Below are 22,245 nucleotides of genomic sequence, written 5' to 3' on the forward strand. Positions count from 1 at the left end.
TTAAAAATGTTTGACAATCAAATAAAGATCTTCTCCAATGCCGTGTGCAATTCCATCTAAAATGGCCTCTAAATTCATGGCATACATGTCGAGCTCTTCTTTATTTTCACAGAAAAAAACGGCTGTTCCGCCAATGACCCGCTCTTTATTTGTTGTCGCCACAGCCAATATAAATTGTTCAATGGTGTTCGCCATGCCCTATTACCTCACTTTCTTTTTAATGAAATCTGTCGGCATTCTAATGGCATTTTCTAAAATAGGCACCTCTTCTAATACACGGACAGCCAAATCTTCACGCTGCCATTGCGGTAAAATGAATACGCCAAGTGTGCCATTATTCAGATCACGTTTTGCAAGCGGACAAAGCGATGGTTCACCAGAATCTCGGTATACACCAAGCACGTTGGATAAATCAAATAAGATGGCTTGCCGCTGCCCAAGGTTTGCGATGGTTGTGGCCGAGTTAAAATTCTTCGGAGTCAAGATGAACCCCATTCCATGCTCTAAAATCAATTTTTGCTTTTCAGGCAGCCCGATATTCATAATGTAAATATCATTTACGTAAAGTCCTGCGCCGTCAAAACGAAGTTCCCCTTTTTGAATATTCACGATATCCTTTAATTGGCTCCCTGACATTAATAGTTTTGCCATGAAAAAACAAAGAATACCGACCACGGTCCCAACAACGAGCGAAAAGAAAATACAGGCGGTCGTTGTAATAAGGGCAGTAAGAATGGCAATATAATTTCGACTTTCAAAGGCGATCGCAATGCCTTCGATATATGTACTGCCTCGTGAGACAAGCTCATACGAATCCATTTGGGTCAATGTATTTCTTTCCATATTACGCACATCACGAAATTGCGTGGCTGCAAGCGTCAGGAAGGTAATTGCAGTGAATTCTTCCTGTATCAGCGCAGGCATAATAATAGCACCAAGGCCTGATGCGATAAAACCTAGCGCAATGTGAATCACTTGTCCATGAATATATGTGGGATATTGCCGATAATCAGTTCTTAGCATATAAAGCCTAGCCGCCATCCCAAAGATGACGCCAATAATCACAGGAAACGTGTAATCCGTCATGTTGATTTTGCAGCCCCTTTTACTGGTTTTCTAGATGAACGGGTGTTCAAGAGTTTTTCAAGCTGACCTACACCTAATAGAAAGACAGCTCCTTGAACAGCCATGGAAAGAAACGAGAGATCTCCTATGACAATGGAAGATGTGAGGCGATGAATCGTAAGCGCATAAAGGGCTTCCCCCAGACATATAGCCATCATCCATAAAGTGATCCGTTCTGTTAACCGATGCCCATATGTTAAACACATCAAGATCAGCAAGGCAAATACAACCCAGTCCACCTTTATTATCGTGAACCAAACTGGATCATATAATGCAAAAATCATAAAAAAGGCATACGCACTGACCATGGAACCTAATTGCATGATTCGCATGATTCGATGAGCAGGGCGAAAGATCACGAATGACATGCAAGCATATAAAAAGGTCATCAAAAATCCTGCATTGATCCTAATGTCTAAAATAGAAACCATGACATGACTGCATATAATATGAATGAGAACACATACGCCCAGCACATTGCGCCACGTGCTTTTCTCCATGATAAATGTCACCATAATCCAAACGAACCATATTGACCAATAATAGTACAATGCCTCCAACCCTCATCACCTCAATTACATTATGGGAAAATCTCCAGTTTTTAAACGTATGAGAAGGTGCGGGATTTGCATGAAATAAACAAGAGGTGACACCCTAATAGTTGAGGAGGGATGTATAATGGGTAAGGATAGACAGGAAAAACGCCTAAAGGCGTCAAGAAGAGTTGAATCTGACCGCGATCAATCCATTCATCACAAAGGGGCAACAACTTTAGAAGGCCCGGAAGACGCTCGCAAAAGAAATCAATAAAAAAAGACATGTGATTACCACATGTCTCAGCGTGCAGACAAACCCTCGCATTCAGTGTCAGTCCTGCGCATTGCTGCTCACGAATGTCAAATTCGCTCCGCAAAAAGCAGCTGTCTTTCATAGACAAAAAAGTTTTCTTTCACGCTGAAAAGAAGACAAAGGGCTACATTTCATTTAGTCCTTTGTCTTCTTATTTCTTAAACTATAGTACGTAGTATCCACGCCTCTTTCTTTCAGCCAATGACTTGTTTCCCCTGTAAGCACAATCGGAGCTTGCCTTAGCTCCTCCATTGTTTTCATGCCAAGTACTGTCATCAACATCTTCACATCATCTTGTAGATCAATGATATCAGAGATGAGGCCCTTTTCTCCTCCACTCGTCAGGGATTTTAAGAAAAAGCCGGCTAATCCAACGGCAGACGCACCAAGAGCAATTGATTTTGTCACATCAAGTGCATCTTGAATGCCTCCAGAAGCTAGGACGGTTTGATCTGGAAAGGCTGTATGTACTTCAGCCAGACTCGCTGCAGTTGGAATTCCCCACTGGTCAAAATAGCGAAGTGCTTTTTGACGGCGCAGGTTCTCGATTTTAGAAAAATTCGTTCCCCCAAATCCACCTACATCAACAGCAGCAACTCCAGCATCAAATAATTTCTTTGCTGTTTCCTTACTCATCCCAAATCCAACTTCTTTGACGACAACAGGCACCTCAATTGATTCAGCAATGGCTGAGATCCGCTCAACAGCACCTCTGAAATCACGATCTCCTTCAGGCATGACGATCTCTTGAATCACGTTTAAGTGAATTTGGAGCATGTTTGCCCCCAGCATGTCAACGGCATCCCGTGCTTGCTGAATAGTCGCCTCACTGCCCAAATTGGCAAAAACGAGTCCATCTGGATTCACCTTTCGAACCACTTCATACGTACGACGTTCGTCTGCATCTTTCAGTGCAGCCATTTGTGAACCGACTGCTACTGGAATATTGGTTTCCTTCGCTGCGATAGATAAAGAGCGATTAATCTCATAGGTCGATTCTCCGCCTCCACCAGTCATTGCATTGATAAAAATTGGCGAACCGAAAGTCAGTCCGCCAATTGTCGTATGAGTATCAATTTGTGATGTCGCAAGATCTGGTAAACTGGCGTGAACGAAGGAAACATCTTGTAAACCTGTTGCTGCATGCTGGCCAGTCGACAAAGCATGCTCAATATGCTGTTTCTTTCTTTCTGCTCGCGTCAATTTTGATCACCAAATTATTTTAGTTTATTGAGTTTATCACCAATCAGGTCACCAAGCTGGAATCCGCTTGTATTTTCTTCTTTCGCCTGATATTGACGGTAATCCTCTTCGATTTGTTTTTCAGGATTCTCTTCTAATTCACGAATGCTAAGTGAAATGCGCTCTTCATCTTCATTGACATCAAGCACTTTCACTTTCACAGTCTGCCCTTCTTCAAGGACTTCTTGAGGAGTACCGATATGCTTGTGTGAAATTTGGGAAATATGCACAAGTCCTTCTACACCTGGCAGAATTTCAACAAATGCTCCAAAGCTCACAAGACGTTGAACGGTTCCTTCAAGAACATCACCTTGTTTTACCTTTTCACCAATTTGGCTCCAAGGTCCTGGTAATGTTTCTTTAATAGATAGTGAGATACGTTCGTTATCGCGGTCAACAGCAAGAACTTTGACTTTCACTTCCTGTCCTTCTTCAACAACGTCAGATGGCTTTTCGACATGCGCATGGGATAGTTGAGAAATGTGAACTAATCCATCAATGCCGCCAATGTCAACAAATGCACCAAAGTCAGTCAGGCGCTGCACTTTTCCATCAATCACACTGCCTACTGCAAGCTTTTGCAGGAAGTCTTGCTTCTTGTCTAATTGTTCTTGCTCAACGACTGCACGATGCGATAAAATCACGCGGTTTTTTTCGCGGTCAAGCTCTACCACAACAAGCGAGAGTGTTTTCCCTTTGTAGTCAGTGAAGTCTTCTACATAGTGTGCCTCAACAAGAGACGCAGGAATAAATCCGCGAACACCAATGTCGACCACTAGACCACCTTTGACAACGTCTTTTACTTCTGCTTCAAATACTTCTTTTGTTTCAAACTTTTTCTCTAGGTCTTCCCAAGCGCGGTCTGCATCAACAGCACGTTTCGATAAAATCAAAGCATCGTCTTCGACCTTTGTTACTTTAAGCTCTAACTCGTCGCCATCTTTCACGACATCTGATGCTTTTTCAACGTGAAGACTTGATAATTCACTGATTGGGATGATCCCAGGTTGTTTCACATTGACGATATCTACATTGACATGCTTGTCCTCAACTTTAGAAACAATCCCTTTCACTACATCTCCAACCTCTGGTACCTGAACATCGATTTGATTCATTTCCTCTGTCATTTCGATAACCTCCTTGGTCCAAACCTACACAGCTTAGTTAAAACGACTGGGTGAATATGTGTCCTTAGCATGATGATTGCCAGCCGAATATGTATTATAGAAACATTCAAATCAACAGAATTGCTTGAATGATCAATAAAAATAGTATTAGTATAAACTTCTAATAAAAGACCTTGTTTGTCAAGAGATAAACCTCTAACTTATAAAAGTTTTCTAAAATTTCTTACTGTTTTTCTACACGCTCTGCTGCATCTAAAATTTTACCTGCAACCTCTTGAATAGAAAGGGAAGTCGTGTCAATTTCAATGGCATCATCTGCTTTCTTCAGCGGTGATACCTCCCGCTCAGAATCAAGCTTGTCACGTCTTGCAATCTCTTCGATCAGCTGATCGTAATTGACATCATAGCCTTTTTTCTGATTTTCTTCAAAACGACGTTTTGCTCTTTCCTCTACTGACGCAAGCAAGAAAATTTTCACTTCTGCATCTGGAAGAACATGCGTGCCAATGTCTCTTCCATCCATGACGACACCGCCTCGGTTCCCCAGCTCTTGCTGCCTGCGGACCATTTCTTCCCGGACAGCTCGATGCTTTGCAACAACAGAGACTTGATTGCTTACGCGGTCTGTTCTGATGTCTTCTGTGACATCGATCGTGTCTAAATGTACTTTTTGACCTTCGTCAGTTGACACAAGTTCAATGACTGTGTTTTTCAATAACGCATCAAGTGCCTGTTCGTCTTCAAGGTCTACGCCTTGATTGAGTGCTGCAAGTGTAATTGCGCGGTACATCGCACCTGTATCGATATAAATATATGATTTTTTCGCTGCGACAATTTTTGCCACAGTGCTTTTTCCTGCTGCAGCAGGACCGTCAATTGCGATAGATAATTTCTTTTTCATAATACCTCTCCTTGATTGAATCTCCCTTATGAATTGTAACACGATCACCGCTCAAACGGGGGAATTTTCTATCAATCCTTTTGCTTAAATGTCTCAATCCAATCTTCAATGCTCATGTTATTCACACCCTCGTATTGTACGACTTTTGACAAAAATAGTTCTCCTTTCGTCAGGTGAAGGGTGACCTGAACCGCCAAAAGCAGAATGAGCTGAATGAGCACTGCTTTGAATAGCCATCTTTCCATTGTTTTCATACAAAAAGCCTCCAACGCTAGATTCTTTCTCTCTAGTATGGAAGCTTTTGACAACCTTTATTCTTATACTTTTTTCACACGTGTTAGAAGCTGCTGCTGGAAGCAGTACTTCATGATGTGCTGCTGGTGGTCGTTTGTGATTTCAGTAAATTCCATGATCGCTCTTGTTTTCCCGGTCTGTTCATCTTGATAAACACGATTCATTTCTGCAATCGCTTTAATTTTCACTGGTTCTTTAAGTGAAAGTTCAAACTCTGTGACGACCTCGCCATATTCTTTTAGTGAGACACCTTCTGGAACAGCAATTGCTACACCGCCAGCACTCATATTGACAATAAATGTGTCGAAGGTTTCTTCACCATTTTGCGTAATGGACGCTTTCACCATCGTATCCACTCGAAGATATTCTCTTCGTTGAAGCCGAATCATTTCTTCTTTTGGCGGAATCGAAACGACAATCATCGGGATATCTTCTTTTCTTTTCCCAATGACTTTGCTTGTACATTTGTATGGAATTTGATTTTCATCGAAAAAGAAGACGGTGATTTCTGTTTCTTGATTTAAATAGATCGTGCGCCCCGTTTCTTTATCAGCTGGATAATTAATGCAAATATCATCGTTATTATTTTCCAAAACTTTCGATTTTGCAGTTTTCACTTCTTTGTTCTCATTGACATACTCAATTGTGATTGCATCCCCTATTTGTAACATTCCTCATCACTCTTTTCATCTGTGAAATCGTATCCTCTCTTATATTAAACCATGTATAAAACAAAAGGAAAAGGCTTATTCGCCTTTTCCTCGCTTCCTTTTCTATAGGTCTTTATATATAGGTTCTGCATTTTTTAGTTTATCTACTCTTTCTTCTTTTCCAGTATCTGCATTAATGAACATTCGGTACGTGTCGTTTTTAATGGTTCCTAAAAACTCATAGCAGAGAACTTCCTCTGACATATCATTTTGAACAAGAGCTACATGTGTATCCTCGATCTTCACATGTTTATTTAAGGTCTTTTCAGCTTCTTTTTGAGAAATTTTTGGTGCTTTAAGGTCACGTTTTCTGTGATTCATTAAATAGTCTTTCGCTGAGAATCCCACAACCTCTCCATCATCTAAAGCGACTTTCATTCGAATGCTATCTGGATAAAGCAATACGTTATTCTGTAAAGGGACATAGGTAAATACGCCGATATTATCAAATTGCGCACTCTCATCTAAATGAAATGATTCAGTATCAAATCCATGCTTCTTTAAGAAACTTAGTGCTTTTTCTGAGGCATCATTTAAACTGATTTTTTGTTTTTTCACTTCACGGTTCTGAAGAAGATAGACAGGATGGCCGCCTTTTTCAGTCAAGTCTAAATAAAAGTTTGCCCGATTGTCTGGGTCAGACATTGATAGGCTGTAGACATCACGGTTCGTTTTACTCCCACTTTTTCTCACCTTAAAATCTTTGTTATGGTCAGGCGCAAATTGCTGGGCGATACGGATCGCTTCTTTTTTTGAAATCTTTTGCCCTTTTAAGTGATTGTAGCCTTGCGTTTCTGATTCAGTTGACACATTTGTAGGGCCAAGATCAACATCTGCAAACGCATCAGCATTTCTTTCAACGGTTTTTAATCCGTCAATGATGGTGTTGTCGTTTTTTCGATCTCCATCAGCCAGTGCCATTTCAACATCCATCCATTTTAAATTTTTGTTGAGTACGAGATGCTGCACTTGTCTAAGTTCGTTTTGAATATCTGCCGCTTGATCATATAAAGTGGTAATGGTTTTGTGTGTATCTTTGTTTAATGGTTCATCTGATAAAGATTTAAGTGACGATTTGTAGCTAAAGTCACCGACATTCGCTAGAAACTCTTCTGTTTTGTTAAAAGGCATCAATGTGAGCGGAAGCTGACTGACATTGTTATGCGCTTCTGATGACATTCTCCATACATCTGCCAGTGCTGGAGATATAGATGTTTGGCTATTCATCGCAAGTGTTGCGCCAAGTTTATCGTGCAGCTGATCGACTTGATACGTTAAATCATGGAAGGCTCTTTGATAGTTGTTCTCTGCATGAAGCAGTACTGCATCTTTTTCTTGATGCTCTTTATAGCCCCAGTATCCTGTTGAGATGACAGCAATTCCTAAAATAGCAATCAATATTCCTCTGATCATTTATTTACACCTCTTTTTATTCACAGAAAATATGTTTCCCGATTCGTTTAATTTGTGGTCTTCCCCAAATCCATGGGCTTGTCGCTGTATCAGGATTAAAGTAATAAACGGCGCTTTCAGATGGGTCCCAGCCATTAATGGCATCAAATACTGCCTTTTTAGCGGTTTCATTTGGCGCCATATAAAATTGTCCATCTGCTACAGCAGTAAACGCAAGCGGTTCAAAAATGACACCAGCAATCGTGTTTGGAAAGGTCGGGTTGTTTAAACGGTTTAAGATGACGGCTGCGATCGCTACCTGTCCTTCATAAGGTTCACCTCTCGCTTCACTATAAACAGCTTGTGAAAGAAGCTGAATGTCATTGCTTGAAAAACCACCTGGCATGTTGGCTGCTGTTTGTTTCGGCGTTTGATTTGCTTGACCATTTCCTGACTGGTTTCCAGACTTCCCAGACGAGCTGTTTCCTCCGCTTTGACTTTTTTGATTCTCTTTTGCACCTTGTGCTGTCTTTTTTTGCGTGTTTCTTTGCGCAGGAGCCTTTGTTTGCTGATCAAGAGGTTTCCCACCATAATGCGTAAACTGATTCCCTTTTTGCAACTGCTGTTGCACAAACTCTTTATAGTATTTCGTCTTTTGAACTAATAGGCTTTTTGTTTTTTCCCCTACGAGTCCATCGACTTTCTTTACACCAAACTGGCTTTGAAAATTGCGCACGGCCCAGTAAGTTCCCCAGCCATACACCCCGTCTATTTTTCCATTGTAAAAACCATTGTATTGGAGCCTTGCCTGGAGCTCGACGACATCTTCTCCTGTAGCTCCTCGCTGAATCACTTGATTCGTGAAAGCTTCACTTTTTTCAGCTGTCATCAATGAAGACGCGAGCAGAACAATTGAGAAGATAAGGACGATTTGTTTCATGAAACGAGCTTTGTCCATATTTGATCCTCCTGTACTTTTGATGTTTGAATATATGTTTCTTCCGATCCCTATTTTTATACATTCATCACAGGAGGGAATTGGATGGAAAAGACAAAAAACGCCCTAAAGACGTATAGGACGTTTTCCAATTTAAATTTGTACCATCTTCACCGCACGGGCTTTTTTGGCTTTCCGCAGACCAAACCACCATAAAAAAATCATGAACGGTAACATAATATATCCCCAATTTTTCATGCCAAGAAGAATGAAATCATATAAGCCATGAAAAAGGATAGGAAGTATTAAAGAGAGAATCAGCCATTTTCGCTGCTCTTTTTTATCAGAGAAGCGAGCTTTACCTATATAAAATCCCATCACCACACCAAATAAAGCGTGGCTTGATACAGGCAGCAAGGCACGTGTAAACGCGTACTCTACCCCATGACCCACTAAGTACAGAATATTTTCAAGTGTCGCAAATCCAAGCGAGACACTTGTTCCATAGACAATCCCGTCATAGTGTTCATCAAACTGTACGTGCGCATAGACACTGACCATTAAAATAAACCACTTTAATGATTCTTCTAAAAAACCCGATGTCACAAATGAAATCACGATAGGATTCGTAGCGATATTTTCCTCTTGGAGGACATACTGAATAAACATGGTTGGAAACACAAGTATGACACCTAGCATAAAAGATCTGATGACCATATGAACCGGCTCATTGTCGTATTGATCTTTCAAATAAAAATAACTTAAAAGTGCGATGCCGGGAGCTAAACCTGCTGAAATGATTGCGATCATAATCAGACCTCTTTCCCTACATTATCCTTTATTATCGTACCACGAATCACCCCTTTTTTATATGACTCGAGCCCATTTTCCCAAAAATAATCTTCTATATAATCCCAATTTACATAAAAAAGAACTGAATCCCTTAGAAGGACCCAGTTCTTTTTTTACCCGTTGATTCTTTTGTTGATTTCTTCTGCAATTAACCCGCCATGAAATCTTCCATTTTCAATGAAAATTTCGTTGGCGTTGTTACCAGCTGCAATGACCCCTGCAATAAAAATACCTTCTACATTTGTTTCCATTGTTTGTTCATCAAATGCTGGGCGGCCTGATTCTGGATCGATTGTTACACCCATTTTTTCTAAAAATGAATGATCAGGATGATAACCTGTCATCGCAAACACATAATCACTTTTCACTCGATCCGTTTGGCCCTGCTGGTTTGTAAAGACAATATCCTGTTCTGTTATTTCTTTCACCTCTGCACCGAACTCCATTCGAATGGTGCCATTTCGAACAAGCGCTTCAAACTCTGGTAAAATCCAAGGTTTGATGCTGGATGAATATTCAGTTCCTCTATATAAAACCGTCACCCTGCTTCCGCATTTCACAAGTTCCAGGGCAGCATCAACACTAGAGTTCTTCCCGCCGATCACCGTCACATCTTTATCAAAGTAGGGGTGTCCTTCTTTGAAATAATGATACACATGAGGAAGGTCTTCCCCTTTTACATTCATATAGTTAGGATGATCATAGTACCCAGTCGCAATCACAACATAGTCACATGTATAGACGTCTTTTGATGTATTTACCGTAAAACGGCCATCTTTTTTCGTCACAGCGTTTACCTTTTCAAAAGCATTCACACGAAGGCTTTTTCGTCTGACCACCTCTCGGTAATAGGAAAGCGCCTGAATACGAACGGGTTTCCGATTTTCAGTGATAAAAGCGACGTCACCGATCTCAAGCTTTTCACTTGTACTGAAGAAGGTTTGGTGTGTAGGGTAATGATAAATACTGTTGACCACATTGCCCTTTTCAATCACAAGTGCATCAATCCCAATTTGCTTGAATGCAATGGCAGCTGATAGACCGCACGGGCCTCCTCCTATTATGATCGCTTTTTCTTGTTTCATTTGTTCCACTCCTGTCGTTTCACTGCAATAACAATTGCTGGGCTGTTTGATTCTTTGCATGATTCCATAAAAAAATCTCCTATTTAAGGATAGGAGATTTTAAGGCGCGATGCAAATAAGTCGCTTAAATCCAGCCTCTGAATCGAGAAGCTTCAGCCATTTTACGTACACCGACCATATATGCTGCTAGTCGCATATCAATACGGCGGTTTTGCGCCATTTCATAAATATTATTAAATGATTTCACCATCATATCTTCTAAACGAGTTTCTACTTCTTCTTCTGTCCAGTAGAACCCTTGGTTATTCTGAACCCATTCAAAGTAAGAAACAGTCACTCCACCCGCACTTGCAAGTACGTCCGGAACAAGCAGTACACCACGATCTGAAAGAATTTTTGTCCCTTCCAATGTCGTTGGTCCATTTGCTGCTTCTACGACAATTTTGGCTTTAATGTTCGCCGCATTATCTTCTGTAATTTGATTTTCAATGGCTGCAGGTACTAAGATATCACAATCTAGCTCAAGCAGCTCTTGGTTTGTAATTGTATCATTAAATAATTTAGTGACGGTTCCAAAGCTGTCACGTCGGTCAAGCAAGTAGTCAATATCGAGACCATCTTCATCATACAAACCGCCGTAAGCATCTGAAATTCCTACGATTTTCGCTCCGGCATCATACATAAATTTAGCCAAGTAACTTCCTGCATTTCCGAATCCCTGAACGACAACACGAGCCCCATTGATGTCAATTCCTTTTTTCTTCGCCGCTTCTTTGATACAGATCGTTACACCTTTTGCCGTTGCAGTATCACGTCCATGTGAGCCTCCAAGAACAATTGGTTTTCCTGTAATAAATCCTGGCGAGTTAAATTCATCAATTCTAGAATACTCATCCATCATCCATGCCATGATTTGAGAGTTTGTAAACACATCTGGTGCTGGAACATCTTTTGTTGGTCCAACGATTTGGCTAATTGCGCGAACATAGCCGCGGCTTAGTTTTTCAAGCTCCCTAAATGACATTTCTCTTGGATCACAGATAATACCGCCTTTTCCTCCGCCATAAGGAAGATCCACAATACCACATTTTAAACTCATCCAAATTGAAAGCGCTTTTACTTCTTTTTCAGTAACGTTCGGGTGGAATCGAATTCCGCCTTTTGTTGGACCGACAGCATCATTATGCTGCGCACGATAACCAGTGAAAATTTTCACCGATCCATCATCCATACGTACTGGAATTTTGACCGTTAATAGGCGAATTGGCTCCTTCAGCAATTCATACACTTCTTGCGGATAGCCCAATTTATCAAGCGCTTTATGTATGACGGTTTGAGTTGACTTTAAAACATCTAGCTTATCTTCTGCGTTATGAGCGGCGTTTTGATCGGCTGCCATTAAAATAAACCCCCTAGAAATCTTTCATGATCTACTGCTCCCTTTCAAGCAATAGTATACACCTTCGTACTGGTAAAGCAAAGGTAAAAAGCGTTTTTTATCAAAATAAAATATCAGCGTTTATAAATATAAAAATGGATATAAAAAAATACTGTTGTTTCATCACAACAGTATTAAATATAATAGAAAAAAGTGATTAAAAATACAGTTGAATCGTTTTCACTGCATCTTCCTGCATGATCACTTTTCCGTATTCTTTTAACCGGTGAATGGTTAATGTCGTCGGAGAACCGAACTCCGCTAAAATAGAAATGACTGTATCTGCAGACAGTTCTTCGAAATCATCTAGGCTGAGAAAATATTGACCTTCATAGTGGTAAACTGTACCCCCTAAAAGTCCAATACGACTTAAACTATGGGACAGTTGAATCACATCTTCAAACGAGGCAAATTGATAGAGCACATGCTTGCTCTCGTCGAGCTTGACTTGCATCTCAATGTAATCTTCATCAAACTCATCATCAGCATCTTCCTGCTGACTCTTTGTCACAATGACGACCATCCCCTGCGCCTGAAGAGAAAATACTTCAACAGCAATCGGTCCATTCGCTTCAAAACCGAGCTCCTGATTCGCTTCGTTCATCATGTCTTTAAACAGCTGATGAACTTTGAACGAATCTTTCCAAAGGTCTTCTTTCGTAAGACCTCGGTCTGTCAGATCATCTAGTGTGAGAAAAATTTTGATTTTATTATAATTCAGACGCTCTAGCCGCATAACGTTCCCTCCTGCCTCTTCTAACACACATCATACTGTAGTATATGAGATGATGAGTCATAGGTTCTTAATTTTGTATTCAGTTTACACTGTGTCAAGACGGAAGACAAGCATGAAGCTATGCTTACGGTGACTTTTATGGAAAATATTGATGGGGCATCAACTTAGCGCGTTTTTAGCGGCATTAAATAGATCAGATGGGTTTCTGGTTCTGCTCCAAGACGCATCGGAATCTTTGTTGTTCCGTAACCATTACTAATCAGAAAGAAAGCACCTTTGACTTGGCCTGTTCTTCCTTTTTCATACGGACCAAATTTCCCAATACGAATTTGACCCCCATGGGTATGACCGCTCAAAACAAGATCAATTCCCTCTTCTTCACTCATCAAATGATGCACATCTGGGTTGTGTGATAAAAGGATATTCACGTCTTCTTTGACAAACTCCGGCCGTATCGCTTCATAATCTGCTTTTTCAAGCCGGATATCATCGATTCCGCCTATTTTAATGGGCTGTCCTTCAAAATTCCACACAGCCGTCTCATTTTGCAATGTCGTCACCTGATAGGTATGGAGGATGTCTTTGAGTTTTTGCTGATGCAGCTCATGGTCGTTATTCCCCCACACAAAATACACCGGGGCAATCCTTGCTAAACGTTTCACATTTTCTTCAACTCTAGCATAAGGGACTCCCTTTTCAGCTAAGTCCCCGCCGATCATAATGACATCAGGCTGCTGCTCTTTTACTTCCGCTAATAAAGTATCACTAATTAGACGGCGATGGGTATCAGAAATAAAGAAAATGACTGCAGGTCGATCTGACTGAAGTCCTTCTATTGTAAAGTAATGCTTTTTGATGTTGTTTTGTTTTGCCGTTTTCACCATTTTCGCTGTTACACACACACCTGTTGTCACAGCCGCTATGGCAGCAGTAAATCCGATGGCATATTTCATTATGAATGACTCCCTTGTATCAGCTTTCTTTTATAAGACGCTTGAATGAAAAAAGACGTTTCAACTGTTTAAACGTCTTTTGCTCATTTATTTACTTTCATAATAGAGATTGATATCATATTGCGTCTGCATGAAGTGGAAAACGGCCTCGCGCTCTTTCCATTGATTTGATTGAGGCCATAAATCTGTGCTTTTCTGTATAATTTCACATCTGAGCTTATGATATTCATCCTCAGCCTTTTCTTCTTTTTTCTTATAATAATACGATGCGTAAAAAGCAAACACTTCAGCCATGATCCAAAACAGAAACACCTCATGGCCAAGCAATGTGGCAATCATCGCTTCCGGCTGCAGGGAGCCCCCGCTATTAGCTGTTATCACAAAATAAAACAGAAGAATCGCAAGTGATAAAAGGGCTGTCCATTGCCACCTTTTGCATTGTTTTGCAAACCCCTCGTATTTGCGCTTCCTTTTGATCAATGTTTCAATCATTTTCTGTGTCGGCTGATCCATATAGCGGCTGATTGCGTGCAATGTCATCACATACACCCTTGTCCCTTTTTTCTACATATGTATGTGCTTTTCGATTCATTCATGTCAAATATTAATTTTCTAATGGGATATTCAATACTTGTCCGCTGTACACGCTATTTCCTTTTAAATGATTGTAAGCTCGAATTTTCTCTTCCCCTGATCGGTTTTGATAATACTTCATGGAAATTCGATACAAGTTTTCCTCTGGTCCAACAGTATGCTGCACGACACGAACAGGCTTTTCTTCCTGCTTCTTCTTCTCTTCTGCTTCTTTTCGCTTTTTCTCTTCTTGCTGTTTTTGAAGAGCGAGCTGCTGCTGCTCACGCTTTTTTGCAGCTTCGGCCTTTTCACGCTCAGCCTTCTCTTTAGCGGCTTGTTCTTTTTTCTTTTGCTCTGCTTTTTCTTTTGAACGCTGCTTTTCTTTATCAGCATCTTTCTTTTTCTTCTCGTCATCAGATGCATCCGCTTTGTCAGCGCTTGAATCATTTTTTGTTTCAACAAGTGCTGACGGGACTGGATCTGTGTCAGCACTCGATGTTTTATCAATATATACACCTTGATTGTTATTATCGTTAATTTCCTTTGATGTGTAATAAATCAACAGGAAGAAAACCGTGACGACAATAATAGGAAAGATAATAGCCAGTGTCGTAAACAATGGATTACGCACCTTTTTGGTTCGCTGCTTTTTATATTCATGAAAATCTTCTCGTGTAGGAAAGTGAGAGTCATCTGAAGGATGCACTTTTTCTTCTTCAAGATTTTCCTCTACATCATCATCATGGATGTTTGTCAGCTGCTGCTTTTTTCTCTTCATTCTCGACATTTCTTCCATGTTCATCCCTCCCCCAATATTTAAAACGAATTTGACATGCAAAGACTAAGTCAATGACAAAGTGTGTCATGACAGGAACGAATAAATTCCCTGTCCACTCGTATAAAAGTCCTAAAAAAATACTAATAGAAACCACAAGGATAAACAAGAGTATTTTTGACAAGTAGCGAAAGTGAAGAAGTGCAAACACAATGCTTGCAATCTCCAGTCCAAATTGCTGCTGAACGATCCCGCGAAATAAAATTTCTTCTGAAAAGGCAATGAGCAGCGTTAACCAAACAATATGCGGGATGCTGCGGTTTTTGAACATTTTTTCATTTAATCCGCCATCATCATACATATGAGCCGGAAACACCTTCATGACAATAGCGTCGACAATAATCACAAGCAAAGCGCCGCCAATTCCATAAGTCAGGATACGCATATCTCGGATCTGCCATAGGGCTGTAAAATCAGTCCAATGATCAAACATAAACATCCCTAGTAAAAAAGAGACAATCAGCATGAGCAGCTGTGTGAAATACAACTGTTCTACTACTTGTCGATCGGTTAATTTTTCAATAATACGGCGATGTTGTTCAATCAATGCTGCGCCTCTTTTGTCAGGTGAAACAGACGATCCAGCTCGGTCTTCCAGTGTTTCATTTCATTCAGCTCCAATGGTTGATCTTTTTTTTCGTAATCTGATAGGTCAAGTCCGCATGAAGAGCAGCAGTTCCCAAATGAAGCGTCCTCCGTTAGATCAAGCTGCTCATCAAAGTATGATAACAGAGATTGCCTAAAGCAGGGATGACCAGTGATATGCTCTTTAAACTGCCACACTTTTTTTAGCTTCTCTGTTTGTCTATCCTGCAGCTTTTCTTTCAGCTTCTTCATGAGCAAACGGGGCTGTTCAGTTTGGTACATCATGTAATAATGCGAGAGCATTCGCGCACGCGTCTCCTGAAGCCCTGCTTCCATCAATTGTTCACGTAATTTCTTTTCATCATTTATCGGCATTTGTGATACTCTGGCTAAGAAAAAATCAATTTCTGGATCATCAAAACCTTCTGCTTGAATCAAATGACTTTGAATATCCGCATCCTCTTCTGTATATAAAAGAACGCTCACACTATTTTTCCCGTCCCGTCCAGCTCTTCCAATTTCCTGCATAAATGCTTCAATTGACTGAGGCGGACTCATATGAATCACAAAGCGTATATTTGCTTTATCAATTCCCATTCCAAAAGCACTTGTACAGCAAATGAGATCAATTTGACCACTGATAAATTGCTGCTGGATCAGCATGCGGTCCCCTGACTCCATTCCGCCATGATAAAACTCTACACGTTGATGCGTTTTTTGTTTCACCAAACGTGAAATATCTTCTGTCATTTGCCGGGTCGGACAATAAATCAGCCCAGGCCCTTGAAGGGTTTCCACAAGCTCAAGTGCTCGTTTCTCTTTTGCTTCTTTCGTTTCATGCGCCTCTTTTAATAGTGCAATATTCGGCCGGTTGACTGAATGAATATGAACATCTGGATGCTCTAGCCGCAACGTTTGCACAGTATCTTTTAAGGTTTGTTTCGTCGCAGTTGCCGTTAGTGCTAAGGCGACAGGATTGCCGAGCGCTTCTCTCCATTCTCCAAGCTTGGAGTATTCCGGGCGGAAATCATGTCCCCATTCCGATATACAGTGAGCTTCATCTACAACGAATAGACCCACATGCATCGCTTTGAGCTGCTCTACCAATACCTCTGACATAAGCGCTTCAGGTGCGACAAATAAAAATTTATATGATGGCAAATGCCGAATAATATGTCTTCTTTCCTGAAAGGACAGTGTACTGTTAAGCGCAGCCACTCGCTTTTCACCGCGCATTTTCATGCGTTCTACTTGATCTTCCATGAGTGATAAAAGAGGTGAAATGATCAGCACTAACCCGTCTGTCAAATAGCCCGGAATTTGATAACAAAGTGACTTCCCGCCACCAGTAGGAAGCATGGCAACCGTATCTTTTTGTTGAAGTACACTTCGAATAATGTCCTCCTGACCTGTTTTGAAGGCATCATAACCAAAGTATCGCATCAGCGTCTGATGAAGCTTATCCACTTGCTTTCACCATCCTTGTCAATGCCAATCGTATTTGAAAATAAGTAAATGAATGCTCGAGACTTTCTTTGATCAGCTTCATCTTGTTGGTTTGGAGCTGACCGGCTACCTCATGTATCGCCTTTTGAGCTTCACTGCTGACATATGGTTCGATCGAGAAGCTCGGCTCATGTATCGAGAGCTCCACAATATGATCTTCAATTGTCGCTTTTTTTAATGAACGAATATGAGCAATCTGATCAATACTGAACCCTTTTTGTACAAGCTCAAGCGTTTTATGGGTAGAGGTGGTCAGCACACGTTTGAATTGAAGATCATCTATCATTCGCTGGATGATCGGTGCCTCACCTTTTTGCGCACATTGAATAAAATAATGGAGCACATTCCAAAAAAGCAAGTAAACATACCATACATCTTCTTTCATCCATTCCGCCATTTGCTGGTACGTCCGTCCGATTCTTTCATTGGAAGTCAATGAATAAACAAAAAGCAGTGCCTCTTGATCAGTTAAATGAGCCAGAAGTGTTTCAAGCTCATGATGGATATCTTCAGAAAGCTTTTTCTTCTGGTGATATTGCGAGAAGAAGGATTTCGTCCAGTTTTGAACCGATATATCTCTTTGAATCGGCACATAGTGTTGTGATCTCGCTGCATGATGTGAAAGGACCTGCACAAGTAAAGACAGCCTCATCCATAACACCTTTGCTTTATCATGATACTTGGCACCATCAAAATAAACTGGCATCGGTTTTTCAGCAAAACGCTGACTTAGCATACTTATTCCTTCATCTGTGGCAATGAATGTATCCTCTGTCTTTCTGCTGATTAAGTGCTGCTCTAGCAGCCTTTTTACAGAGCGGTTCAGCTGATCCCTCGTAAAAGCTGGATAGCAGCCGAAGTAGCTAGAGAGCTGAAACAAACTTGCATCCTGTATCGTTTGAGATGATTTTTTTCCTTTAAAAAGATGGTAGACAGCACTAATGGAGCGTTCGCCGTTCAATTTATGTACGCTGTCCATCAACATGACATCCAAGTAATGAATCGTCATTGACCAAAGCACCTGTCTTCCTGACAAAATTCGAATATTTTCTCCCTTTATTTTAACAGATTTCATTGAAGAAGAAATGTTTAAACTCAATTAATGGGGGAAAGTTATGAACAAACCCTTATGTGATAAGCATTCTCAATCACTTTACAGTTGAAATGTGAATTTAAAATCATTACAATAAGGTTTGAGGAAATTGGTTTTTTATCGGTGAAACTAAAAAGGTTAAACCATTTGTTCCATCGAACAATCTGGGAGGTATTTTTTTAACATGGCAAAATATACAATTGTAGACAAAGACACATGTATTGCTTGCGGCGCATGCGGTGCAGCTGCTCCAGACATTTATGATTATGATGATGAAGGCATTGCATTTGTCACGCTTGATGACAATCAGGGGACTGTAGAAGTTCCAGAAGTACTTGAAGAAGATATGCTTGATGCATTTGAAGGTTGCCCAACTGACTCAATTAAAGTTGCGGACGAAACTTTCGATGGTGATCCACTTAAGCATGAATAGGATAAAAGCCCCTTTAAAAGGGGCTTTTTTTATATTAACTATTTTGAAGTCGGCGTTTATTTTCAAACCATGGACGCATTTTGACAAAAATGAAACTAAAGACGATGGTGATGATGATTCCTTTAATCAGGTTAAAAGGCAAGATCCCTGCTGTAATGGTTGCCTTTAGCACATGATCTGACAGGACGGGTGCATTCAAAAACCATGTATAAGCAGGAAGGAACAAGAAATAGTTTAAGATGCTCATCATGACTGTCATGAGTAATGTTCCGAGAATCATGGACCACGCTAACCCTCTTGCTGATTTAATCTTTTTAAAAATAAAAGCCACCGGTAAGATGAATAGTACACCTGCTGTAAAATTCGCTACTTGATCCACAGGAACACCGGACATGCTACCATGAATGAGGTAGTGCAGTAGATTCTTTAAAGCTTCAACAGCAATCCCAGCACCTGGCCCATAAATTAAAATCGCAATAATCGCAGGAATGTCACTAAAATCAATTTTTAAATACCCAGGAAGCCCAGGGAAAGGGAAATTCAATAACATTAATACAAATGCGATACTGCTAAGCATGCTGATGACAACTAAACGTTTTACTTTACTTTGATTCAATATTCTCTCTCCTTTTCGATCAAATCTTTCGAAAAGAGGATTGTTCAATTTTAGCCACAAAAAAACCGCTCTGAATACATACACAGGAGCGGGAAATTTAGGCTACACAAATAAACGTATAAACAGACATGTTTTCAACGTTTACGAACCTCCATCTTCTCCCATCCAGACTATACTGTCGGCTTCGGAATCACACCGAATCCTGCCAAAAAAGGCTCGCGGGCTTAGAGACTATGCCTCATCACCGCCGGTAGGGAATTACACCCTGCCCCGAAGATTGATCATTATTCAATTCGACATCATTATATATGATATATGAGCATTTGTACAGATAAAAATCCTGAGCAAATTCATCAGTTTTAAGAAATCGTAAAAAACCTAAAATTTATAATGACAAATGCGTAAAAATTGGTTATCTTTTGTTTAAAGGTGTCCATTCTTGATCAAGACACTAAAAAATGTTCGTGTTTTCTTTTTCGCTTTACTGCTTTAATTTGATTGACACAGTGAAAAGGAATATGGTAAATTATCAGATATTTATGACGTTTATTTTAGGAGGAAATCTTACGATGTTTCGAGTATTAGTCTCAGATAAGATGAGCAATGATGGTCTTTTACCACTATTAGAATCAGATTTTGTTGAAATTGTTCAAAAAAATGTAACAGAAGCAGAAGATGAATTACACACGTTTGATGCCTTACTTGTCAGAAGTGCCACAAAAGTGACAAAAGAACTTTATGAAAAAATGACTTCATTAAAAATTGTTGGCCGTGCCGGTGTGGGAGTCGACAACATTGACATTGATGAAGCGACAAAACACGGTGTGATTGTCATCAATGCACCAAATGGGAATACGATTTCAACGGCAGAGCATACGTTTGCGATGATCTCATCTCTCATGCGTCATATTCCTCAAGCCAATATTTCTGTGAAATCAAAAGAATGGAACAGAGGCGCATATGTCGGTGCTGAGCTTTACGGAAAATCTCTTGGGATTGTTGGCTTAGGCAGAATTGGAAGTGAAATCGCCCAGCGTGCAAGAGCATTTGGCATGACGGTCAACGTATTTGACCCTTTCCTCACAAAAGAACGTGCCGAAAAAATTGGTGTTAATGCAAAATCACTTGATGAAGTGCTTAAAGTATCAGATATTATTACGGTACATACACCTTTAACAAAAGAAACTAGAGGACTTCTCAATAAAGAAACAATCGCAAAAACGAAAAAAGGTGTTCGTCTAGTGAACTGTGCACGCGGCGGCATCATTGACGAACGAGACCTTCTTGAAGCACTTGAAAATGGTCATGTCGCAGGGGCTGCACTCGATGTATTTGAAGTAGAACCACCTACTGAGAATCCACTTGTGGATCATCCAAACGTCATTGCCACTCCGCATCTTGGTGCATCTACAAAAGAAGCACAATTAAATGTGGCGGCACAAGTCTCTGAAGAAGTTCTTCAATTTGCAAAAGGACTCCCGGTTATGTCATCTATTAATCTACCAGCGATGACAAAAGACGAGTTCAAAAAAATCCAGCCTTATCATCAATTTGCGGGAAAACTTGGACGTCTTGTTTCTCAATCGATGAGAGAACCTGTAAAAGAAGTCAGCATTTCATATGAAGGATCTATCGCAAAACTCGAAACATCATTTATTACAAAAAGTCTGCTTTCTGGCTTTTTGAAAGAGCGTGTCGATTCGACTGTAAATGAAGTCAATGCAGGTATGGTGGCAAAAGAACGTGGCATTAGCTTTAGCGAGAAAATTTCTTCAAGCGAATCTGGCTATGAGAACAGCATTTCCATTGAAGTCAAAGGTGACCTTTCCACCTTTACATTAAAAGCAACGTATATCCCGCATCTAGGTGAACGTGTCGTTTCTATTAATGGTTTCAATATTGACTTTTACCCAGATGGACACCTTGTCTATATTCAGCATACTGACGCACCTGGTGTGATCGGTCAAGTTGGAAAGATTTTAGGCGACCACGATGTGAACATTGCGACAATGCAAGTAGGCCGTAAAGAAAAAGGCGGCGAAGCCATCATGATGCTTTCTTTTGACAAGCACCTTGAAGATGAAATTGTCCAAACGTTAACTAAAGTGAGCGATATTCTTTCTGTACGTCTGATTGACCTATAAAAAAATGGTAAACCTCATGCTTTTGCATGAGGTTTATTTTGTTGAAACGATTAAACGTTCACCTGTACGTATGAGATTCTTTGTCAGTGCATTGATTTTCTTCAATTGATCAACGTTCATTTGATGTGCTTTAGCAATGGACCAGAGCGTGTCCCCTCGTTGTATGACATATGTATGTTTCTCATATCCATCTACATGAAGGGCTGGCTCTTGGAAACGATCTCTTGCAATGATTGTGAGCGGATCTACTGCATCTTCTTTACTAACTGACCAATTCCCCCTGTGCACCTCAAAATGCAAATGAGTGCCCCTAGAAGCGCCTGTGTTGCCTATGATGCCGATCGGCTGCCCTGTTTGTACATGGTCACCATTCTTTACAAAACGCGCATTTAAATGCGCATAGACGGTTTCATATCCATTTGGATGCCGAATAAATACAACTTCTCCATAAGTAGCAGATACATAGGAACGAGTAACCACACCTTCGCTTGCAGCAAAAATGGATTCTCCTTCTGGTGCAGCAATGTCTAACCCCTTATGCGAACCACCTCTTGTCCCAAACAAATCAGTGACTTCACCTTTGATTGGTTCCACCCACTCGGTTGTTTTCTCTGCATGGGCAAACGGTGATAAGGCCAAGAACAAGAAACAGCTAGCACATATGTAGCAATACCTTTTCATCAGTGACTTCCCTTCTTTGAAGTTCTTTTCATGACAGCTTAGTATACCTCAAGGAAGCCCTTTTCTATACATGAAAAAAGAACGCAATAAGTTGCGTCCTCAGATTGTTGACAAAGGGCTAAAATGAACTTGATTTTA

25 protein-coding genes and 1 riboswitch are annotated in these 22,245 nt (G+C 40.5%); of the genes, 3 read left to right on the top strand and 22 right to left on the bottom strand.

The annotated features are described in order from the left end of the window. The 3 genes from V7L95_RS17160 to V7L95_RS17170 are packed head-to-tail and all read right to left on the bottom strand — an operon-like array spanning position 1 to position 1,625. Positions 1 to 195, bottom strand: a complete 195-nt coding sequence (locus V7L95_RS17160) for a hypothetical protein (RefSeq protein WP_008344527.1) — start codon at positions 193 to 195, stop codon at positions 1 to 3. Between the two features lie 6 nt (positions 196 to 201). Beyond that, positions 202 to 1,086: a YIEGIA family protein gene (locus V7L95_RS17165; protein WP_007500964.1), complete on the bottom strand. Its 885-nt coding sequence runs from the start codon at positions 1,084 to 1,086 to the stop codon at positions 202 to 204. After that, positions 1,083 to 1,625: a hypothetical protein gene (locus V7L95_RS17170; RefSeq protein ID WP_041091663.1), complete on the bottom strand. Its 543-nt coding sequence runs from the start codon at positions 1,623 to 1,625 to the stop codon at positions 1,083 to 1,085. The genes V7L95_RS17165 and V7L95_RS17170 overlap by 4 nt, the downstream gene beginning before the upstream one ends. A 178-nt stretch (positions 1,626 to 1,803) precedes the next feature. Here V7L95_RS17170 and V7L95_RS17175 point away from each other — a divergent pair, with 178 nt between their 5' ends. Next, a complete protein-coding gene (locus tag V7L95_RS17175) occupies positions 1,804 to 1,935 on the top strand; it encodes a YpzI family protein (RefSeq protein WP_008344525.1) in 132 nt (43 codons plus the stop codon). Between the two features lie 174 nt (positions 1,936 to 2,109). On the opposite strand, the gene fni is transcribed toward V7L95_RS17175, so the two are convergent. The 17 genes from fni to V7L95_RS17260 form a co-directional block, all read right to left on the bottom strand. Further along, complete coding sequence (fni, locus tag V7L95_RS17180; RefSeq protein WP_046527082.1) at positions 2,110 to 3,177, bottom strand: type 2 isopentenyl-diphosphate Delta-isomerase; 1,068 nt, start codon at positions 3,175 to 3,177, stop codon at positions 2,110 to 2,112. A gap of 14 nt (positions 3,178 to 3,191) precedes the next feature. Further along, complete coding sequence (gene rpsA, locus V7L95_RS17185; protein WP_008344519.1) at positions 3,192 to 4,343, bottom strand: 30S ribosomal protein S1; 1,152 nt, start codon at positions 4,341 to 4,343, stop codon at positions 3,192 to 3,194. Positions 4,344 to 4,566: 223 nt separating this feature from the next. After that, complete coding sequence (cmk, locus tag V7L95_RS17190; RefSeq protein ID WP_017359766.1) at positions 4,567 to 5,244, bottom strand: (d)CMP kinase; 678 nt, start codon at positions 5,242 to 5,244, stop codon at positions 4,567 to 4,569. A 71-nt stretch (positions 5,245 to 5,315) separates the two neighbouring features. Next, the gene (locus V7L95_RS17195; protein WP_008344514.1) at positions 5,316 to 5,498 is read right to left on the bottom strand and encodes a YpfB family protein; all 183 of its coding nucleotides are present in this window, start codon (positions 5,496 to 5,498) and stop codon (positions 5,316 to 5,318) included. Positions 5,499 to 5,561: 63 nt separating this feature from the next. Next, on the bottom strand, positions 5,562 to 6,209 hold the full coding sequence (locus V7L95_RS17200; RefSeq protein WP_007500975.1) for a flagellar brake domain-containing protein: 648 nt from the start codon (positions 6,207 to 6,209) through the stop codon (positions 5,562 to 5,564). A gap of 102 nt (positions 6,210 to 6,311) precedes the next feature. Beyond that, a complete protein-coding gene (gene ypeB / locus V7L95_RS17205; protein WP_135226728.1) occupies positions 6,312 to 7,661 on the bottom strand; it encodes a germination protein YpeB in 1,350 nt (449 codons plus the stop codon). A gap of 16 nt (positions 7,662 to 7,677) precedes the next feature. Then, positions 7,678 to 8,598 carry a spore cortex-lytic enzyme gene (gene sleB / locus V7L95_RS17210; RefSeq protein ID WP_045034327.1) on the bottom strand — a complete coding sequence of 307 codons (921 nt, stop codon included), beginning with the start codon at positions 8,596 to 8,598 and terminating at the stop codon, positions 7,678 to 7,680. Between the two features lie 132 nt (positions 8,599 to 8,730). Further along, entirely contained in the window at positions 8,731 to 9,387 is a 657-nt protein-coding gene (prsW, locus tag V7L95_RS17215) for a glutamic-type intramembrane protease PrsW (RefSeq protein ID WP_008344507.1), read from the bottom strand. A 155-nt stretch (positions 9,388 to 9,542) separates the two neighbouring features. Then, positions 9,543 to 10,514: a YpdA family putative bacillithiol disulfide reductase gene (locus V7L95_RS17220; protein ID WP_035702895.1), complete on the bottom strand. Its 972-nt coding sequence runs from the start codon at positions 10,512 to 10,514 to the stop codon at positions 9,543 to 9,545. 124 nt (positions 10,515 to 10,638) lie between these two features. Continuing rightward, positions 10,639 to 11,913 carry a Glu/Leu/Phe/Val dehydrogenase gene (locus V7L95_RS17225; RefSeq protein ID WP_007500982.1) on the bottom strand — a complete coding sequence of 425 codons (1,275 nt, stop codon included), beginning with the start codon at positions 11,911 to 11,913 and terminating at the stop codon, positions 10,639 to 10,641. A 196-nt stretch (positions 11,914 to 12,109) separates the two neighbouring features. Beyond that, complete coding sequence (locus V7L95_RS17230) at positions 12,110 to 12,688, bottom strand: genetic competence negative regulator (RefSeq protein ID WP_007500984.1); 579 nt, start codon at positions 12,686 to 12,688, stop codon at positions 12,110 to 12,112. A gap of 164 nt (positions 12,689 to 12,852) precedes the next feature. Next, the gene (locus tag V7L95_RS17235; protein WP_017367513.1) at positions 12,853 to 13,641 is read right to left on the bottom strand and encodes a metallophosphoesterase; all 789 of its coding nucleotides are present in this window, start codon (positions 13,639 to 13,641) and stop codon (positions 12,853 to 12,855) included. A gap of 87 nt (positions 13,642 to 13,728) precedes the next feature. Continuing rightward, entirely contained in the window at positions 13,729 to 14,181 is a 453-nt protein-coding gene (locus V7L95_RS17240; RefSeq protein ID WP_007500988.1) for a DUF2663 family protein, read from the bottom strand. A 64-nt stretch (positions 14,182 to 14,245) separates the two neighbouring features. Beyond that, positions 14,246 to 15,010, bottom strand: a complete 765-nt coding sequence (locus V7L95_RS17245) for a LysM peptidoglycan-binding domain-containing protein (protein WP_019744027.1) — start codon at positions 15,008 to 15,010, stop codon at positions 14,246 to 14,248. After that, positions 14,955 to 15,596, bottom strand: coding sequence for a CPBP family intramembrane glutamic endopeptidase (locus V7L95_RS17250; RefSeq protein WP_008344498.1), 642 nt, complete (start codon positions 15,594 to 15,596; stop codon positions 14,955 to 14,957). The genes V7L95_RS17245 and V7L95_RS17250 overlap by 56 nt, the downstream gene beginning before the upstream one ends. Beyond that, positions 15,593 to 17,101 carry an ATP-dependent DNA helicase RecQ gene (locus V7L95_RS17255; RefSeq protein ID WP_008344495.1) on the bottom strand — a complete coding sequence of 503 codons (1,509 nt, stop codon included), beginning with the start codon at positions 17,099 to 17,101 and terminating at the stop codon, positions 15,593 to 15,595. Before V7L95_RS17255 ends, V7L95_RS17250 begins: the two co-directional genes overlap by 4 nt. Continuing rightward, positions 17,094 to 18,149, bottom strand: a complete 1,056-nt coding sequence (locus V7L95_RS17260) for a helix-turn-helix domain-containing protein (protein WP_017359772.1) — start codon at positions 18,147 to 18,149, stop codon at positions 17,094 to 17,096. The genes V7L95_RS17255 and V7L95_RS17260 overlap by 8 nt, the downstream gene beginning before the upstream one ends. 268 nt (positions 18,150 to 18,417) lie before the next feature. On the opposite strand from V7L95_RS17260, the gene V7L95_RS17265 reads away from it, so the two are divergent. Continuing rightward, positions 18,418 to 18,666 (top strand): ferredoxin, encoded by a 249-nt coding sequence (locus tag V7L95_RS17265; protein ID WP_008344492.1) that lies wholly within the window; start codon positions 18,418 to 18,420, stop codon positions 18,664 to 18,666. A gap of 34 nt (positions 18,667 to 18,700) precedes the next feature. Here V7L95_RS17265 and V7L95_RS17270 read toward each other — a convergent pair whose 3' ends face one another. Continuing rightward, the gene (locus V7L95_RS17270) at positions 18,701 to 19,282 is read right to left on the bottom strand and encodes an ECF transporter S component (protein WP_008344490.1); all 582 of its coding nucleotides are present in this window, start codon (positions 19,280 to 19,282) and stop codon (positions 18,701 to 18,703) included. A 149-nt stretch (positions 19,283 to 19,431) separates the two neighbouring features. Further along, positions 19,432 to 19,564: riboswitch (FMN riboswitch) on the bottom strand. A 287-nt stretch (positions 19,565 to 19,851) separates the two neighbouring features. Here V7L95_RS17270 and serA point away from each other — a divergent pair. Beyond that, positions 19,852 to 21,426, top strand: coding sequence for a phosphoglycerate dehydrogenase (gene serA, locus V7L95_RS17275; protein ID WP_052321033.1), 1,575 nt, complete (start codon positions 19,852 to 19,854; stop codon positions 21,424 to 21,426). A 33-nt stretch (positions 21,427 to 21,459) separates the two neighbouring features. Here the strand turns inward: serA and V7L95_RS17280 are convergent, their stop codons facing one another. After that, positions 21,460 to 22,107: a M23 family metallopeptidase gene (locus tag V7L95_RS17280; RefSeq protein WP_144626510.1), complete on the bottom strand. Its 648-nt coding sequence runs from the start codon at positions 22,105 to 22,107 to the stop codon at positions 21,460 to 21,462. Positions 22,108 to 22,245 lie beyond the last annotated feature (138 nt).

This window comes from Bacillus sp. PPSBB_11, assembly GCF_038023285.1.
Lineage (GTDB): Bacteria > Bacillota > Bacilli > Bacillales > Bacillaceae > Bacillus > Bacillus altitudinis.

Bases quoted from the DNA above. Each gene is read 5' to 3' on its own strand.
- V7L95_RS17160 (WP_008344527.1), bottom strand. From the start codon at position 195: ATGGCGAACACCATTGAACAATTTATATTGGCTGTGGCGACAACAAAT.
- V7L95_RS17165 (WP_007500964.1), bottom strand. From the start codon at position 1,086: ATGACGGATTACACGTTTCCTGTGATTATTGGCGTCATCTTTGGGATG.
- V7L95_RS17170 (WP_041091663.1), bottom strand. From the start codon at position 1,625: ATGGAGAAAAGCACGTGGCGCAATGTGCTGGGCGTATGTGTTCTCATT.
- V7L95_RS17175 (WP_008344525.1), top strand. From the start codon at position 1,804: ATGGGTAAGGATAGACAGGAAAAACGCCTAAAGGCGTCAAGAAGAGTT.
- rpsA (WP_008344519.1), bottom strand. From the start codon at position 4,343: ATGACAGAGGAAATGAATCAAATCGATGTTCAGGTACCAGAGGTTGGA.
- cmk (WP_017359766.1), bottom strand. From the start codon at position 5,244: ATGAAAAAGAAATTATCTATCGCAATTGACGGTCCTGCTGCAGCAGGA.
- V7L95_RS17195 (WP_008344514.1), bottom strand. From the start codon at position 5,498: ATGAAAACAATGGAAAGATGGCTATTCAAAGCAGTGCTCATTCAGCTC.
- V7L95_RS17200 (WP_007500975.1), bottom strand. From the start codon at position 6,209: ATGTTACAAATAGGGGATGCAATCACAATTGAGTATGTCAATGAGAAC.
- ypeB (WP_135226728.1), bottom strand. From the start codon at position 7,661: ATGATCAGAGGAATATTGATTGCTATTTTAGGAATTGCTGTCATCTCA.
- sleB (WP_045034327.1), bottom strand. From the start codon at position 8,598: ATGGACAAAGCTCGTTTCATGAAACAAATCGTCCTTATCTTCTCAATT.
- prsW (WP_008344507.1), bottom strand. From the start codon at position 9,387: ATGATCGCAATCATTTCAGCAGGTTTAGCTCCCGGCATCGCACTTTTA.
- V7L95_RS17220 (WP_035702895.1), bottom strand. From the start codon at position 10,514: ATGAAACAAGAAAAAGCGATCATAATAGGAGGAGGCCCGTGCGGTCTA.
- V7L95_RS17225 (WP_007500982.1), bottom strand. From the start codon at position 11,913: ATGGCAGCCGATCAAAACGCCGCTCATAACGCAGAAGATAAGCTAGAT.
- V7L95_RS17230 (WP_007500984.1), bottom strand. From the start codon at position 12,688: ATGCGGCTAGAGCGTCTGAATTATAATAAAATCAAAATTTTTCTCACA.
- V7L95_RS17235 (WP_017367513.1), bottom strand. From the start codon at position 13,641: ATGAAATATGCCATCGGATTTACTGCTGCCATAGCGGCTGTGACAACA.
- V7L95_RS17240 (WP_007500988.1), bottom strand. From the start codon at position 14,181: ATGACATTGCACGCAATCAGCCGCTATATGGATCAGCCGACACAGAAA.
- V7L95_RS17245 (WP_019744027.1), bottom strand. From the start codon at position 15,010: ATGGAAGAAATGTCGAGAATGAAGAGAAAAAAGCAGCAGCTGACAAAC.
- V7L95_RS17260 (WP_017359772.1), bottom strand. From the start codon at position 18,149: ATGACGATTCATTACTTGGATGTCATGTTGATGGACAGCGTACATAAA.
- V7L95_RS17265 (WP_008344492.1), top strand. From the start codon at position 18,418: ATGGCAAAATATACAATTGTAGACAAAGACACATGTATTGCTTGCGGC.
- serA (WP_052321033.1), top strand. From the start codon at position 19,852: ATGTTTCGAGTATTAGTCTCAGATAAGATGAGCAATGATGGTCTTTTA.
- V7L95_RS17280 (WP_144626510.1), bottom strand. From the start codon at position 22,107: ATGAAAAGGTATTGCTACATATGTGCTAGCTGTTTCTTGTTCTTGGCC.